The organism is Mycobacterium sp., from assembly GCF_035274705.1.
Lineage (GTDB): Bacteria > Actinomycetota > Actinomycetes > Mycobacteriales > Mycobacteriaceae > Mycobacterium.
This window is the reverse complement of sequence record NZ_DATENY010000033.1, coordinates 62,896-75,303: the sequence shown is the minus strand read 5'-3', so window position 1 is coordinate 75,303 and position 12,408 is coordinate 62,896. Positions and strand designations below refer to the sequence as shown.

The 12,408-nt window shown below is 64.7% G+C and carries 15 protein-coding genes and 2 pseudogenes; 8 read left to right on the top strand and 9 right to left on the bottom strand.

Annotation, left to right across the window (positions count from 1 at the left end; all coding sequences use genetic code 11):
• From VJV41_RS08960 to VJV41_RS08950, 3 genes and pseudogenes are all read left to right on the top strand, one after another.
• Nucleotides 1-252, top strand: a pseudogene (locus VJV41_RS08960) (hypothetical protein); the annotation flags it as partial.
• A gap of 25 nt (nt 253-277) precedes the next feature.
• A pseudogene (locus VJV41_RS08955) lies at nt 278-655 on the top strand (Pr6Pr family membrane protein); the annotation flags it as partial.
• 133 nt (nt 656-788) lie between these two features.
• A complete protein-coding gene (locus VJV41_RS08950) occupies nt 789-1,511 on the top strand; it encodes a L,D-transpeptidase (protein ID WP_325332945.1) in 723 nt (240 codons plus the stop codon).
• Between the two features lie 3 nt (nt 1,512-1,514).
• Here VJV41_RS08950 and VJV41_RS08945 read toward each other — a convergent pair whose 3' ends face one another.
• The 3 genes from VJV41_RS08945 to VJV41_RS08935 are packed head-to-tail and all read right to left on the bottom strand — an operon-like array spanning nt 1,515 to nt 3,328.
• Complete coding sequence (locus VJV41_RS08945) at nt 1,515-2,186, bottom strand: sterol desaturase family protein (protein ID WP_325332944.1); 672 nt, start codon at nt 2,184-2,186, stop codon at nt 1,515-1,517.
• Nucleotides 2,183-2,905, bottom strand: a complete 723-nt coding sequence (locus VJV41_RS08940) for a FadR/GntR family transcriptional regulator (RefSeq protein WP_325332943.1) — start codon at nt 2,903-2,905, stop codon at nt 2,183-2,185. Before VJV41_RS08940 ends, VJV41_RS08945 begins: the two co-directional genes overlap by 4 nt.
• Before the next feature lie 48 nt (nt 2,906-2,953).
• Nucleotides 2,954-3,328, bottom strand: a complete 375-nt coding sequence (locus VJV41_RS08935; RefSeq protein ID WP_325332942.1) for a nuclear transport factor 2 family protein — start codon at nt 3,326-3,328, stop codon at nt 2,954-2,956.
• Nucleotides 3,329-3,399: 71 nt separating this feature from the next.
• Between VJV41_RS08935 and VJV41_RS08930 the strand changes: the two genes are divergently transcribed.
• Entirely contained in the window at nt 3,400-3,957 is a 558-nt protein-coding gene (locus tag VJV41_RS08930) for a PadR family transcriptional regulator (RefSeq protein ID WP_325332941.1), read from the top strand.
• Here the strand turns inward: VJV41_RS08930 and VJV41_RS08925 are convergent.
• On the bottom strand, nt 3,935-4,357 hold the full coding sequence (locus tag VJV41_RS08925; RefSeq protein ID WP_325332940.1) for a lipoprotein LpqH: 423 nt from the start codon (nt 4,355-4,357) through the stop codon (nt 3,935-3,937). The genes VJV41_RS08930 and VJV41_RS08925 overlap by 23 nt on opposite strands.
• A gap of 11 nt (nt 4,358-4,368) precedes the next feature.
• The gene (locus VJV41_RS08920; RefSeq protein WP_325332948.1) at nt 4,369-5,133 is read right to left on the bottom strand and encodes a helix-turn-helix transcriptional regulator; all 765 of its coding nucleotides are present in this window, start codon (nt 5,131-5,133) and stop codon (nt 4,369-4,371) included.
• Nucleotides 5,134-5,262: 129 nt separating this feature from the next.
• On the opposite strand from VJV41_RS08920, the gene VJV41_RS08915 reads away from it, so the two are divergent.
• The gene (locus VJV41_RS08915) at nt 5,263-5,544 is read left to right on the top strand and encodes a hypothetical protein (protein WP_325332939.1); all 282 of its coding nucleotides are present in this window, start codon (nt 5,263-5,265) and stop codon (nt 5,542-5,544) included.
• On the opposite strand, the gene VJV41_RS08910 is transcribed toward VJV41_RS08915, so the two are convergent.
• Nucleotides 5,541-6,785: a cytochrome P450 gene (locus VJV41_RS08910; RefSeq protein ID WP_325332938.1), complete on the bottom strand. Its 1,245-nt coding sequence runs from the start codon at nt 6,783-6,785 to the stop codon at nt 5,541-5,543. The genes VJV41_RS08915 and VJV41_RS08910 overlap by 4 nt on opposite strands.
• A gap of 232 nt (nt 6,786-7,017) precedes the next feature.
• Here VJV41_RS08910 and VJV41_RS08905 point away from each other — a divergent pair, with 232 nt between their 5' ends.
• Nucleotides 7,018-7,482 (top strand): hypothetical protein, encoded by a 465-nt coding sequence (locus tag VJV41_RS08905; protein ID WP_325332937.1) that lies wholly within the window; start codon nt 7,018-7,020, stop codon nt 7,480-7,482.
• Between the two features lies 1 nt (nt 7,483).
• Here the strand turns inward: VJV41_RS08905 and VJV41_RS08900 are convergent, their stop codons facing one another.
• On the bottom strand, nt 7,484-8,080 hold the full coding sequence (locus tag VJV41_RS08900) for a DUF2867 domain-containing protein (protein ID WP_325332936.1): 597 nt from the start codon (nt 8,078-8,080) through the stop codon (nt 7,484-7,486).
• A 101-nt stretch (nt 8,081-8,181) separates the two neighbouring features.
• Here VJV41_RS08900 and VJV41_RS08895 point away from each other — a divergent pair, with 101 nt between their 5' ends.
• Nucleotides 8,182-9,027 (top strand): SDR family NAD(P)-dependent oxidoreductase, encoded by an 846-nt coding sequence (locus VJV41_RS08895; RefSeq protein WP_325332935.1) that lies wholly within the window; start codon nt 8,182-8,184, stop codon nt 9,025-9,027.
• Nucleotides 9,028-9,043: 16 nt separating this feature from the next.
• The gene (locus VJV41_RS08890) at nt 9,044-9,445 is read left to right on the top strand and encodes a VOC family protein (RefSeq protein ID WP_325332934.1); all 402 of its coding nucleotides are present in this window, start codon (nt 9,044-9,046) and stop codon (nt 9,443-9,445) included.
• Between the two features lies 1 nt (nt 9,446).
• On the opposite strand, the gene VJV41_RS08885 is transcribed toward VJV41_RS08890, so the two are convergent.
• Both VJV41_RS08885 and VJV41_RS08880 read right to left on the bottom strand, forming a co-directional pair.
• A complete protein-coding gene (locus tag VJV41_RS08885; RefSeq protein WP_325332933.1) occupies nt 9,447-11,696 on the bottom strand; it encodes a molybdopterin-dependent oxidoreductase in 2,250 nt (749 codons plus the stop codon).
• The gene (locus VJV41_RS08880) at nt 11,693-12,271 is read right to left on the bottom strand and encodes a TetR/AcrR family transcriptional regulator (RefSeq protein WP_325332932.1); all 579 of its coding nucleotides are present in this window, start codon (nt 12,269-12,271) and stop codon (nt 11,693-11,695) included. Before VJV41_RS08880 ends, VJV41_RS08885 begins: the two co-directional genes overlap by 4 nt.
• Nucleotides 12,272-12,408: the final 137 nt, after the last annotated feature.

The window sequence follows — 12,408 nt, the reverse complement described above, 5'->3', positions numbered from 1 at the left end:
GGTGTGCCCGCCGATGTGTCGGCGGCACAGCCGCCGGTCGTTCCGCCGCCTCTTCCGGAACAGGCAGTGCCCCCGGTACCGCCCGCGCCCGTCGAGCGGCCGGGAATCCTGTCACGGATCAGGGACCGGCTTCACGGCGGTAGTGACGACGCGGTGCAACCCGCGCCCGAGATGGCGCCGCCTGCCGATGCGCCCGCACCGGCCCCCGCGCCGCCACCCGCCGACGCGCCGCCAATTCTGCCGCCTGCCTGATCGGGCGAAACCGAATAACCTCACCGACGTGCGGGTCGTTCTTCGCGGCGCGGTTGTTCTCTACGTTGTGGTTGCCGGAGTCATCTGGAACCTGTTTCTGACCGGCCACAGCATGGGCTACCCGCCAGTGAATGTGCTGCTGCACCTTGTGGTGCCGGTATTGGTCCATTGGTGGCAACCGATCGTCTGGATGGCATATCCGGGGGCCTATGCGGCATTGGCTTTGGCCGTGCTCAACACCGCGGGCCGTCGCGCGCCGTACTACTTCCTAGATCCTGACAGCGTCGGGACAGCCACCGTCGTCGTCAACATCTGTGTGCTCGCGTGCTCTATGTTGGCATTGAGTTACACACTGCTCGCCGTGAATAGGGCGGTGGCAACGGCTCGTATCGACGCCGCCTGAATCGTTTTGAGCTGCATGTTCGACTGCCGGCCGGGCGTGGCTACCAGGGCAAACCATCGTGAACCACTACGATGAATGTGTGCTGAACGTCCGACTTCGCCGAATGCAGGCAGTGCCCAACACCGTTCGACATATGCTTGCCTTGGCGGGCGTCGCGATGATCGCCATGGCGGGATCGGTCGCAACAAGTTCGGCGGCTGTGACCACACCGACCGATGTCACGAACATCCAACCGGCGCCGGGGCAGAAAGTCGGTGTCGCGTATCCGGTCACCGTGACTTTCGCGAAATCGATTGCGAACCGGTCCGGCGCCGAGAGGTCGATCCACTTCAGCTCACCTGCGACGCCGAACGGGACCTTCACATGGCTCAATGACCGTGTGCTGCAATGGAATCCGAGCGGTTACTGGCCGGCGCATTCGAGTATCACCGTGACGGCGGGCGGCGCGAAGACGACGTTTGAGACTGGAGCGAAGACTGTCGGCGTCGCCGATATCAGTGCCCATACCTTCACCGTCAGCATGGACGGCCAGGTGGTCCGTCAGATGCCCGCGTCGATGGGCAAGCCCAAGCACCCCACCCCGACTGGCTCTTTCACCGCGCTGGAGAAGCAGGCCAGCGTCATCATGGATTCGCGCACCATCGGCATTCCGCTGAATGATCCGGAGGGATACAAGCTCACGGTCGCCGACGCCGTCCGGGTTACCTGGGGTGGCGTCTACGTCCATTCCGCGCCGTGGTCGGTTGCGTCGCAAGGCAATGCGAATGTCAGCCACGGCTGCATCAACCTCAGCCCCGACAATGCGGACTGGTACTACAACACGGTCAACATCGGCGACCCGATCATCGTCCAGTAATCGTCACGCCTCGACGGCGTGAAGGTTTTTCGCCGTCGGTGAGGTGGCCGCGGCAGACGGATCGGGGTAGGTGCCGAGCACGCGATCCGCGGTGCCCGAACTGGTTACCGTGAACCAGTAGTGCTCGTTCTTGTAGTGGTGATTGCGGTGGTTGCGCCAAATCGCCCGGTACACACGGGTTTTCGGCTTGTAATCGCTGTGGATGAGGTAATGACTCCATTCGTAGCCAATCCCGAACATGCCGATGAACACCAGGTAGGTCAGTCCCAGTCCAAGCCGTGGAAACGCCAGTAGCGCAATCGCAATGGTCAGCGGGAGTACCCACAGCAGGGCCCGCCACGGAATGAAGATGAGCGGAATGTTGCGTGGGTCCATGTGGTGAGCGCGGTGCTCGCGGGCGAGCAGCGGGTCGACGGTCAGTGGGCCGAAGTGTTTGGGACGCCAGTGCAGGATGAACACGTGGATGGTCCACTCGAAGAAGGGGAAGAGCGCAATCATTACCAGGGGCACCATCGCGTCGGCGATCTGCCAGTCGCCGACGGCAATTCGTGCAGTCAGCGACGCACCGAGGCCGGCGCCAATCATCCACGGGGAGGGGTGTTTCCAGAATTCGCGCCATGCATCTGACAGCGTGAATCCTTTCCGCGCGGTCGTTCGCGCCGCCGTGGCGGTCATCGTTGCTCCTGGAGGTTGTCGAGCGCTGCCAGCAGCGCTGTGGTTGCGGGTTCGAGCAGGTCGTGTGCGGCTTGCCTGGCGCGCTCCGGGTCACCGGCTGTGATCGCGTCAGCCAACGTGCGGTAGGTCTCCGGGCGGCCCACCTCGTTTGCCATCACCGTGGCCAGGGCAGGCAGCGCGGGCTCGTAGGTAGCCCGAAGCGTGTTGTACATCAGCCGAAACGCGATGGAATCGGCGCCGTCGACGATGTGATCCCAGAACGTCAGCGCATGCCGCTGCTGTTCGACGGGGTCGTCCTCGTCGGCAAGCTTGGCCAGCACGTCGTCGAGAAGCGTCGACAGCTCGGGTCGGCGGCGCGCAGCTGCGAGCTCGGCGACTTTGGGGCCGTTGTGCAGGCGCGTTTCCAGGATGCTGCGCACGACCGAGAAGTCCAACTCGCCGTCGCGGACGAGAAGGCGGGGAAGCAGGTCGAGTCCGGCGTGGCGCCGGAAGTCGCGCACGGTGGTGGCATCGCCCTGCCGTACCTCGACCAGGCCGGCAGCGGTCAGACGTTTGAGCGCTTCACGGACCGCGGGGCGCGAAACGCCAAGGACTTCGGCGAGCCGGCGCTCACTGGGCAGCGGTTGGCCCGGCTGCATCTCGCCGCTGAGCACCTCGGAGACGATCTGCTCGAAGACGTCCTCGGGCACGGATCGGCGGTTCACCGGTTGAAGGGCCATGGGCCCAGGCTGCCAGCGAACTGGCCAGAGGTCAAGTGGTCTGACCAGTTAGGCGGACGCCAACTGGGCCTTCATCGCTTCGGCCAGCGCCACCGTCCCCGAAAGTGGGCGAATCATGACCATCAGCTCACTGATCGCGCCGTGCTCATCGGTTTGGATGAAGTCGCAGCCTTCGACCTGCTTGTCACCGACTCGCGCCTCGAACACCAAGGCGTGGTCCCGGGCGCCGGCGGCGCCGATCTCTCGCGTGTAACGGAAGTCTTCGAACACCACGACCACGGCTTCCAGAATCCGCCGCAGTGCATCAGTGCCCTGGTAGGGCTTGAACACGGCCGGGCTGCGGAAGACCACGTCGTCGCGCATCAACGCCATGGCGGCGTCGATATCACGCGCTTCGATTGCGCTGCGGAACGGGTGCACCACTTGACCACCTCAATAGCCAATTTGTTGAATAGGTGTCATTGATACTAAGCCGGACCGAGAGGGGCGTCTAGATGGCGTTGCGGCATGCAGTGCTCGCCGCTTTGATCGAGGGCGACGCCTCGGGTTATCAGTTGGCGAAGCGGTTCGACGTCTCAGTTGCCAACTTCTGGTCGGCGACGCCTCAGCAGCTGTATCGAGAGCTGGACCGCCTCGAGGCCGAGAAGCTCGTCCGGGCGCGGCTCGTCCGCCAGCAACGGCGTCCTGACAAGCGGGTGTTCACCCTCACCGACCAGGGCCGCGCGGAGCTTCACCGATTCACGGGTCTGCCCGCCAGGCCGGCGGCGATGCGCGATGAGCTTCTGGTCAAACTGCAGGCCGTCGACGTCGGTGACGCCCATGCGGCGACGAAGGAACTGATGGCGCGGCTGGACCGGGCGCATGCGAAGCTCGCGCTCTACGATCGCCTGCTCGAGGAGATGCTCGACGGCCGCGAGACAGCCGTCTTCGAACGCGATTCGAAGCGGATCGGGCCCTATCTGACGTTGATGGGCGGTCGCATGTACGAGCAGACCAACATCCGTTGGTGTAACGCAGCGATAGAAGTGCTCAGCAGTCGGCTTCGATCCTGAACGTCGCCGTGACGCCGTGAGTTGGGTGATCGGTGAAGGCGCCATTGGCCGATCCGGTGATCGTGTATTTGCCGTCGGCGTTGCCGGTCACCTCGGCATTGCCGATGTTGTCGATCCAGTAAGTGCCGGTGAAGCCGGCCATGTCGCGGAAGTCGATCGAACGCGCGGTGACCTTGTCTCCGGTGTCAATAACGGCGGTGAAACCCTTGTCCTTGCCAGGGGTTTGGATCATCCACGACCATCCCGTTTGCGAGCACACCACGTTGTGCGGATTGCCGGTGTCTTTGCCGTCGATCGTCACCTTCGCCGTGGTGCTGCCGAGGGCAGGCGGCTGTGACGAGCAGCCTGCCACCCCCGCGGCGAGGACTGCCGCGGCCACCGCAATGTGTCGGGTCTTCATGCCGCCCGACTCTATTGATGTTTGTGTCCGCCCACGGGCGTTTCACGCAGCGCCGCGGCCGTGGATTCGTCGGCGGGCAGGAAAGCCTCGACGGATAGCTCGGCGGCGGTCAGGTCGAGCGCGGTGCCGAAAGTCGTCACGGTGCTCAGGAAGGTCAGCAGCTGTCCGTTGGACGTGTAGAGCTCGAGTGGCACCGCGACGCCGCCGAGATTGGGGGATTGGTCGAAACCGCCGGGGTAGGACTCGATTTCGGCCAGCAACGCCGCGAGCTCTGTTGAGCCGCTGACCGCGACCTCGCGCCGCAGTCGATCGATCAGATGGTGGCGCCACTGCGCGAGGTTGCGGATGCGCGGCGCCAGTCCCTCCGGGTGCACGGCGATTCGCAGCGCGTTCGGCCGCTCGAGGAGGTGTGCAGTGACACCGTCGAGCAGTACCGCGGCGCCCGCATTGACCCGCAGGATCTGCCATCCTCGGTTGACCGCAACACAGGGAAATGGGTTGTATGCGTTCAGAACCCGCTCAACGCCCTCCCGCACCGGGGCCATGTCGGGATCGTCGAGGGAGCGTTCGCGATACACGGGAGCCAGGCCGGCCGCCATCAACAGCTGATTCTGTTCGCGCAGCGGCACATCGAGCACGCCGGCCAGTCGCAACACCATCGCCCGGCTCGGCGTGGACCGGCCGGTCTCGATGAAACTCACGTGGCGCGGGGACACGTCCGCCTCGATCGCGAGGTCGAGCTGAGACAGTCGCCTCCGCTGCCTCCACTCCCGCATGAGCGAACCGAACGGCGGGTTCTGTACACGGGCGGCGCTGGTCACAGCCCCAGTGTGGCGCACCGGCCTGGCCGAGACCCTACGTCTGAGGTAATTGCGACACTTACCCGCGACCGGCACTCTTGAGCCATGAGCAAGCAGGCGATACCAGAGTGGCTGCGCTTCGTCCTGATTTCCGATCGCACCGGCTCCGCCTGGTACGTAGGGACCGGATTCTTCTTCGCACCGGTGCTTGCCGTGCTGTCTCCATGGCCGACGGTTACCGCGGTCCTGTGGGTCGTCATCGGCCTCGCGGGGCTGTGGCTCGGCCTATTGGGTATCGCGATGGCCGCCGGCCTGGCGATGGTGTTGCGGTCGAATACTGAGCTACCCGAGGACTATTGGCGCTCGATCATCGACTATCCGCGCTAGCGAGCGCTGGCGCCGGTGTAGTCGACCTGCCAGTGCTTGATGCCGTTGAGCCAGCCGGACCGCAGCCGTTCGGGCTTGGAAATCGGTGTGATGTCGGGCATCTGATCCGCTATCGCGTTGAAGATCAGATCGATCGTCATCCTGGCGAGGTTGGCCCCGATGCAGAAGTGTGCACCGGTGCCGCCGAAACCGACGTGCGGGTTGGGGTCTCGCAGAATGTTGAACGTGTACGGGTCGTCGAAGACCTCTTCGTCGAAGTTGGCCGAGCGATAGAACATTACGACGCGCTCGCCCTTCTTGATCTTCACGCCCGACAACTCTGTGTCCTCCAGAGCCGTCCGTTGAAACGACGTGACGGGCGTTGCCCAGCGGACGATTTCGTCTGCGGCGGTGGCCGGCCGCTCCTTCTTGAACAGTTCCCACTGGTCGCGGAAGTCGGTGAACGCCATCATGCCCTGAGTGATGGAGTTGCGCGTGGTCTCGTTACCTGCCACCGCCAACAAGATGACGAAGAAGCCGAACTCGTCGTCGGAGAGCTTGTGGCCCTCGACGTCGGCGTGCACCAGCTTGGTGACCAAGTCGTCGCCGGGGTTCTTGGACCGTTCGGCGGCCATCTGCATCCCGTACATGATCAGCTCGATCGACGCGGCCATCGCGTCGTTGGTGGAGAACTCCGGATCCTGGTCGCCGACCATCTGGTTGGACCAGTCGAACAGCTTCTTGCGGTCTTCCTGCGGCACGCCCATCAGACCCGCGATCGCCTGCAGCGGAAGTTCACACGACACCTGCTCGACGAAATCGCCGGAGCCCTCCGCCGCGGCGGCCTTCACGATGTTCTGCGCACGATGGTTGAGCTCGTCGCGCAGGCACTCGACAGCGCGCGGGGTGAATGCGCGCGAGATGATCTTGCGCAGATGGGTGTGGTGCGGCGCGTCCTGGTTGAGGAGCACGACCTTGCCTCGTTCCAGCGCCTCGGGGTCGGCGTCGTCGCGGTATCGCGGCAAGGCGGTCTTCGCATTACTGGAGAACACGTCGCTGCGCCGCGACACCTCCTTGACGTCCTTGTGCTTGGTCACCACCCAGTACCCGCCGTCGCCGAATGCGCCGACGCCCTTCGGCTGCTCGTTCCACCAGATCGGCGCGACCTTGCGCATATGCGCTAATTCGTCGACGGGCAGCCGTTCTGCGTAGATGTCGGGGTCGGTGAAGTCGAATCCGGGCGGAAGGTTTGGAGTCGGCATCGATGCAATCCTCATATGACGTTGTCTAGTACCGATACGCCATTGCTACACCACAGATAGGGGCCTGTGCTGCGGGATGCAGAAAGTCTCCGAAAGCCCGAAGTGAAACGTGTTCCGGTGCCCGTCGGCTTATTGACCTCTTGGTCACAAGAGGCACAGGTGTAACAATTTTGCTGTCCAGACTGAAGCACCCAATAGCGCCGCGTGATCGCGGTAACCGAAAGGGGCATCGGTGACGATTGACATCGACAAGAAAGCACTGTCCGTCGTGATCGGCGGGCTGGGGGTCGTGGCGGCGTTGATGTTCGCCGCGCCTGCCTCGGCCGATCCGGTGATCCCGGTGCTGCCTCCCGTGCCGGCCGACCCGGCGGTTCCCGCGCCGCCGCCGCAAGACACGACGGTCCAGGCAGCGGCCGCCGATCTCCCGACACCGCAGGACGGGGTGCCGCACCTGTCGAGCCCCCAGAACCTGCCGCCCGGCACATCGGACACGCCTGTCGATCAGGGTCAGCCCCGCAGCCTCGGATATCTGCGGGACTTGTGGCACGCCGTCCAGACTCAGGAAGTCAGCGGTAAGGACGCGCTGCTCCTGCTGACCCAGCGGCCCATGAGCCCGAATGCCACGCCGCCGCCTGGTATGCCCGCGAACCCGACCCCGCCCCTGCCCCCAGAGGTGGCTCTGACTCCGACGCCTTAGTTCACGAGGCTGTTCCGACACCCGATTGCCGCCACGCGCGGCCGATGTCGCGCATCATCAGCGGGTAGACGATGAGGTGGCGGAACGGCGCGATGGCCGTTAGATAGGCGATGCCAAGCGGCCCATTGGGCTTGACCAGGATGGCTATTTGCCCGCGATAGCCGCTGCCTTGATCTCGCACCCAGCCAATGTGCATCACGCCGTGCACCGTCTGGTTGGCGATCTCTAGCGCGCACTCGTCGCCGGTGACGTAGAGGGGTCTGAACAGATGGCCATCGAAACCCGTTGGTGGTGAGGATAAATCGGCGGGCACACGGTCGCGAAGCGTCGCTACGCGGCCGCTCAGCCCGGTTTCCGGGCGGTCCAGGCCGAACAGTCGCCCAAGCGACCAGCGGATCGCGAAAAGTCCGCGCACGACGACGGAGGTCTGCGACGGGTCGAACGTCGACATGAGCTTTACCAGCCGCGGAAAGTCGTCCGGCCCGCCGGGCGTCGGCAACGCCCACACGTCCAGAAGCCGAAAATCGTTGGTGATCTCGCGAATTCGCCACGGCTGCGACGTGTGGGCGATCGCGTCGAGTCTTCGAGAGCCAAACATACACAACTGTATGCTTGAGAAGGAAACGTCGTCAAGACCACCGGCGGCGTTACGATCGCGATCACACTGTCCAGCACGTCATGACAGCGAATGGGAGTGGCATGCGGTCTCGAGTCGTCCTGATCACCGGAACGTCATCGCCGCGGGGCATTGGTTATGCCACCGCTCGCCGTCTCGCCGGCGACGGACACACCGTGTATGCGACGACGCGGAACGCGGCGGTCGCCGACGATCTCGCCGCGGATACCGGGAATGGACGCATCGAGGTTCGGCGTCTTGACCTGCTCGACCGACCTGCAATGCGGCCGTTGCTCGACGACATCGTCGGAGCAGAGGGCCGCCTCGACGTCATTGTGCACAACGCCGGCTACGGGGTGATCGGCGGTGTCGAGCAGGTATCTCTCGATATGGCACGGACCAGTTTCGAGACGAACGTGTGGGGAACCATGGCGTTGGTGCAGGAGGCGTTGCCGGTCATGCGCCAGCAGGGTCACGGTCATCTGATACTGGTTTCGTCCTGTTTCGTGGCGGGTCTTCCGGTGATGGGAATGGGCTACTACCTGGCCGCCAAGGCCGCGTTGGAGACGCTCTTCTACAGTGTCGCCGTCGAGGCCGCGCCGTCCGGTATACGCGTGTCGTGCTTTCAGCCCGGCCCGGTGATGACGGAGCTCGAGCGAGTATGGGGTGACCGCACGCCGGTGGGCGGCGACCCTCGACCCAACCTCACCGACGAGCTCTACGCGTGGGTGGCCGAGTTGGGACCGGCGCCGCAGGAGCCGGACGAGGCCGCGGCGGCGCTGGCCGACGTCGTCGCCGCCGATGAACCGGCACCCGCAGTGCAGTCGGGGCCGGCGTCGCAGAAATATGCGGCAGGTGCATTGGGGGATCCCAGTCGTCGCGCCGAGTTCGCCGCGCTACTCGCCGGAGTCGCGGCCGGGCAACGGTGATAAGAAAGGAACCGACATGCTCAACAACACCCCTATCGCGGCCCGGCTCCCGGTGCAAGACATGGAGCGAGCCAGGGCGTTCTACGCAGAGAAGCTCGGCCTGGAACCCAGCGAAGAAAGGCCGGGCGGTCTTCTGTACCGGTGCCCGAACGGTGAATTCGCGTTGTTCCAATCGGCGGGTGCCGCGTCTGGCACGTTCACCCAGATGGGATTCACGGTCGACGATGTTGCTGCTACGGTGGCCGAATTACGCAGGCGTGGAGTGGTTTTCGAGGAGGTCGACTTGCCGGGCCTGAAGACCGTTGACGGCATCGCCGAGGTGGCCGGCAATTATCTCAGCAAGGGATCGGGTGAGATGGCCGCGTGGTTTCGCGACAGTGAAGGCAACATGCTCGGCATCGGCCAGCCGATTCCGTGACCTAGGCGCTGCTCACCGCCACGGGCACAGCCTCGATGCGCGCCGGGACATGCTTGTGCCATGGCGTGCCGGCGTAAGCATCGCGCCAATCAGTGGATGTCAGCGAGTTCGGCGCGACCCCTGGGACGTGGGCCAGGCCGTCGCCATCGGTGAAATCCAGGCCGAAGCCATTGGGCAACGACGCGTGGCCCGGCAGCATCACTTTACTGACCTCGACGCTGGCCTCGGCGCTTCCTGCGGCCGTGGTGATGCGCGCACGGCCGCCCTCGGTCAGGCCCAGGGCCTGCGCGTCCTCCACGCTGACGCGCAGCGCTCCGTCGGCGTCGCGTTTGCGCCAGGTGGGGTCGCGGAAGATGTCGTTGGCCGTGTACGCGCGGCGCTCACCGGCCGACAACACGATCGGGAACTCCGGTGTGGTGAGCGCTTGTTGGGCGCCGGCCAGCCCGCGGATCTCGGCGAGCATTTCCGGCATTTGTAGCGCGATCTTGTGATCGGCGTGGCTCACCAACTGCCAGTCGTCCTCGTATTCGTGCGCGGTGAACGTCACGGCCGTGCCACTGGTAAGGATCGCCTCGAACAGTGCGTTGCCGTCGGCATGGCCCGCGCTGCGAACGGCGTCGGGGTACGTCATCGCGGCCTTCTGCGCGAGGCCCCACAACGCCGCAGCACCCTCGAGGCCGTCAGGGAGCGTTGGCCCAAGCGTTTCGTACAACACGAACGGCAGCACCTTGCCGAACATCGGATGGGCCCCGACTGCTGTCAGGAATGCCACGGCGTACGCGGCGAGTCCGTCCTTGGCGGCTTCGCGCAGCGGTGTCAGTGCAGCATCGTCGACCACACCGAGCGCGCGCATCAGCCGTGCCCAGATCTCGGGCTCGGGCAGCGTTCCCTCGAGCGGCTCCATCAGCCGGCGGCGCAGGTGAAATGTGTTGTGCGGGAACTCGAAATTGAAGAAGGTCGCTTCGGGCTTCTCGTACTGGCTGGCCGCGGGCAAGACGTAGTGGGCCAGCCGCGCTGTCTCGGTCATCGCCACGTCGATGACGACCATCAGCTCCAGCGACTCAAACGCGGCACGGCAAGCCGCGGAGTCGGCGAGGGAATGCGCGGGATTGCTGCTTTCCACGATCATCGCCCGGAAGCGGTCGGGGTGATCCGTCAAAATCTCCTGGGGCACAGCATTGCTCGGTATCAGCCCGCCGATCACCGGAGCACCGGTGACGGGGGTGCGTCCGACCGATGGCACATGGCGAAACAGCGGCCCGAACGACGAGTGCAAATGCTGCCCACCGCGTTTGGCGAAGCTGCCGGTCAGGATCCACAGCAGCTTGTTCAGGTAGGAGCACAGCGTGCTGTTCGGGGCTTGCTGAATCCCGAGGTCTTCGAACACGGCGACACTGTCGGCGCCGCCGATTCGGCGTGCGGCAGTCCGGATCAGTTCTTCGTCGACCCCGCAGCGCTGCGCGTACTCAGAGACGGGGACATCGGCCAGCACCTCACGCACCGACTCGGCGCCGTTGACGTGCTCGGCCAGAAACGCTTCATTGCAAAGGTTTTCCTGGACAAGGACCGCGGCAAGCGCAGCCAGGCACCAGGCGTCGGTTCCCGGCCGGACCCTCAGATGGATGTCGGCCATCTTCGCGGTATCGGTGATCACCGGGTCGATGACGATCATCGAACGTGCGGGGTCCTTGGCGATCTCGTTGAGCACGACGCGTGCGCGCGGGAAGCTCTGCGACATCCAGGGGTTCTTGCCGACGAATACCGAGACTTCGGCGTATTCGAACTCACCTCGGGTGTGCCCGCCGTACAGGTGCGCATCGACCCACGCTTCGCCGGTCTTCTCCTGGGCCAGGGCGTTCGACCGGTAGTACGAGCCGAGCGCCTTGAGGAATGCGCCGCTGTACGCGCCGCCGAGGTGGTTGCCTTGACCGCCACCGCCGTAGTAGAAGATCTTGTCGCCGCCGTAGGTCTCACTGATCCGCTTGAAGCCCATCGCAATCTCGGAAATAGCTGTGTCCCAATCGATTTCCTCATAGATTCCGTCGGGCCGGCGACGCATCGGAGAGGTGAGGCGGAAATGATTGTTCTGGTAATGGTCGAGCCGCAGCGCCTTGTTGCAGGTGTAGCCCTGTGACGCCGGATGGTCCTTGTCGCCGCGGATCTTGGCCAACTTGCGGCCGTCGAGCTGCACGACGACGCCGCAGTTGCATTCGCACAAGATGCACGCCGTCTGTTGCCATTGATCGGTCATCGGGTCTTCCCTTCCGACTGTTCGGCGGCCACCAGCGCGCGCAACTGGCCATGGACGACGTCGAGAGGCTTGACGTCACGAGACGCGCGTGCGACGACGATCGCGCCCTCGAGGGAGGCGGTCGCGAGCATCGCCAGCTCATCAGCGCGGCCGGCGGGCACACCGTCGGCGATCAGCCGCTGCGCGATGAGCTCGGTCCAGCGGCGGAAGGCTGCCGCGGCACGGTCGATCACAGGCGCCTGCTTGTCGGGGTCGCCCGCTTCGACGGACACCGCGACGACCGGGCACCCGGCCCGGTAATCGCTGTCGACCAGCTGCTTGCGGTAGAACGCCACGAGGCGGTCGAGGGCGTCAAGACCGCTGTTTGCCTTGGCGATCCGCGCGGCAACGTATTCTCCTGCGTAATCGATTGCCTCACAAAGTAATTGCGTGCGGCCGCCGGGGAAGTAGTGGTACGCAGAGCCGCGTGGTGCGCCGCTGTGTTCGAGTACGTCGGCGATGGCCGTCGGATGGGCGCCGCGCTCTCGCATGAGCAGGGCGGCGGAGATCACCATCCGCTCGCGTGGACTGGCCATGGGGCTGCACCTCCATCGGGCGTTATGTATGACACCTTACATAGCCGGGTCGCGTCAATCCAGACCCCGCGAACGTTCCGTACCGCTCGACTTTCTGAGGAAATGTCGAGCGGTACGGAACGTTCGCGGCCAAATCG

What these genes read in the sequence shown, in the direction of transcription:
- VJV41_RS08950 (WP_325332945.1), top strand. Translation starts at nt 789, where the DNA reads ATGCTTGCCTTGGCGGGCGTCGCGATGATCGCCATGGCGGGATCGGTC.
- VJV41_RS08945 (WP_325332944.1), bottom strand. Translation starts at nt 2,186, where the DNA reads ATGACCGCCACGGCGGCGCGAACGACCGCGCGGAAAGGATTCACGCTG.
- VJV41_RS08940 (WP_325332943.1), bottom strand. Translation starts at nt 2,905, where the DNA reads ATGGCCCTTCAACCGGTGAACCGCCGATCCGTGCCCGAGGACGTCTTC.
- VJV41_RS08930 (WP_325332941.1), top strand. Translation starts at nt 3,400, where the DNA reads ATGGCGTTGCGGCATGCAGTGCTCGCCGCTTTGATCGAGGGCGACGCC.
- VJV41_RS08925 (WP_325332940.1), bottom strand. Translation starts at nt 4,357, where the DNA reads ATGAAGACCCGACACATTGCGGTGGCCGCGGCAGTCCTCGCCGCGGGG.
- VJV41_RS08920 (WP_325332948.1), bottom strand. Translation starts at nt 5,133, where the DNA reads ATGCGGGAGTGGAGGCAGCGGAGGCGACTGTCTCAGCTCGACCTCGCG.
- VJV41_RS08915 (WP_325332939.1), top strand. Translation starts at nt 5,263, where the DNA reads ATGAGCAAGCAGGCGATACCAGAGTGGCTGCGCTTCGTCCTGATTTCC.
- VJV41_RS08910 (WP_325332938.1), bottom strand. Translation starts at nt 6,785, where the DNA reads ATGCCGACTCCAAACCTTCCGCCCGGATTCGACTTCACCGACCCCGAC.
- VJV41_RS08900 (WP_325332936.1), bottom strand. Translation starts at nt 8,080, where the DNA reads ATGTTTGGCTCTCGAAGACTCGACGCGATCGCCCACACGTCGCAGCCG.
- VJV41_RS08895 (WP_325332935.1), top strand. Translation starts at nt 8,182, where the DNA reads ATGCGGTCTCGAGTCGTCCTGATCACCGGAACGTCATCGCCGCGGGGC.
- VJV41_RS08890 (WP_325332934.1), top strand. Translation starts at nt 9,044, where the DNA reads ATGCTCAACAACACCCCTATCGCGGCCCGGCTCCCGGTGCAAGACATG.
- VJV41_RS08885 (WP_325332933.1), bottom strand. Translation starts at nt 11,696, where the DNA reads ATGACCGATCAATGGCAACAGACGGCGTGCATCTTGTGCGAATGCAAC.
- VJV41_RS08880 (WP_325332932.1), bottom strand. Translation starts at nt 12,271, where the DNA reads ATGGCCAGTCCACGCGAGCGGATGGTGATCTCCGCCGCCCTGCTCATG.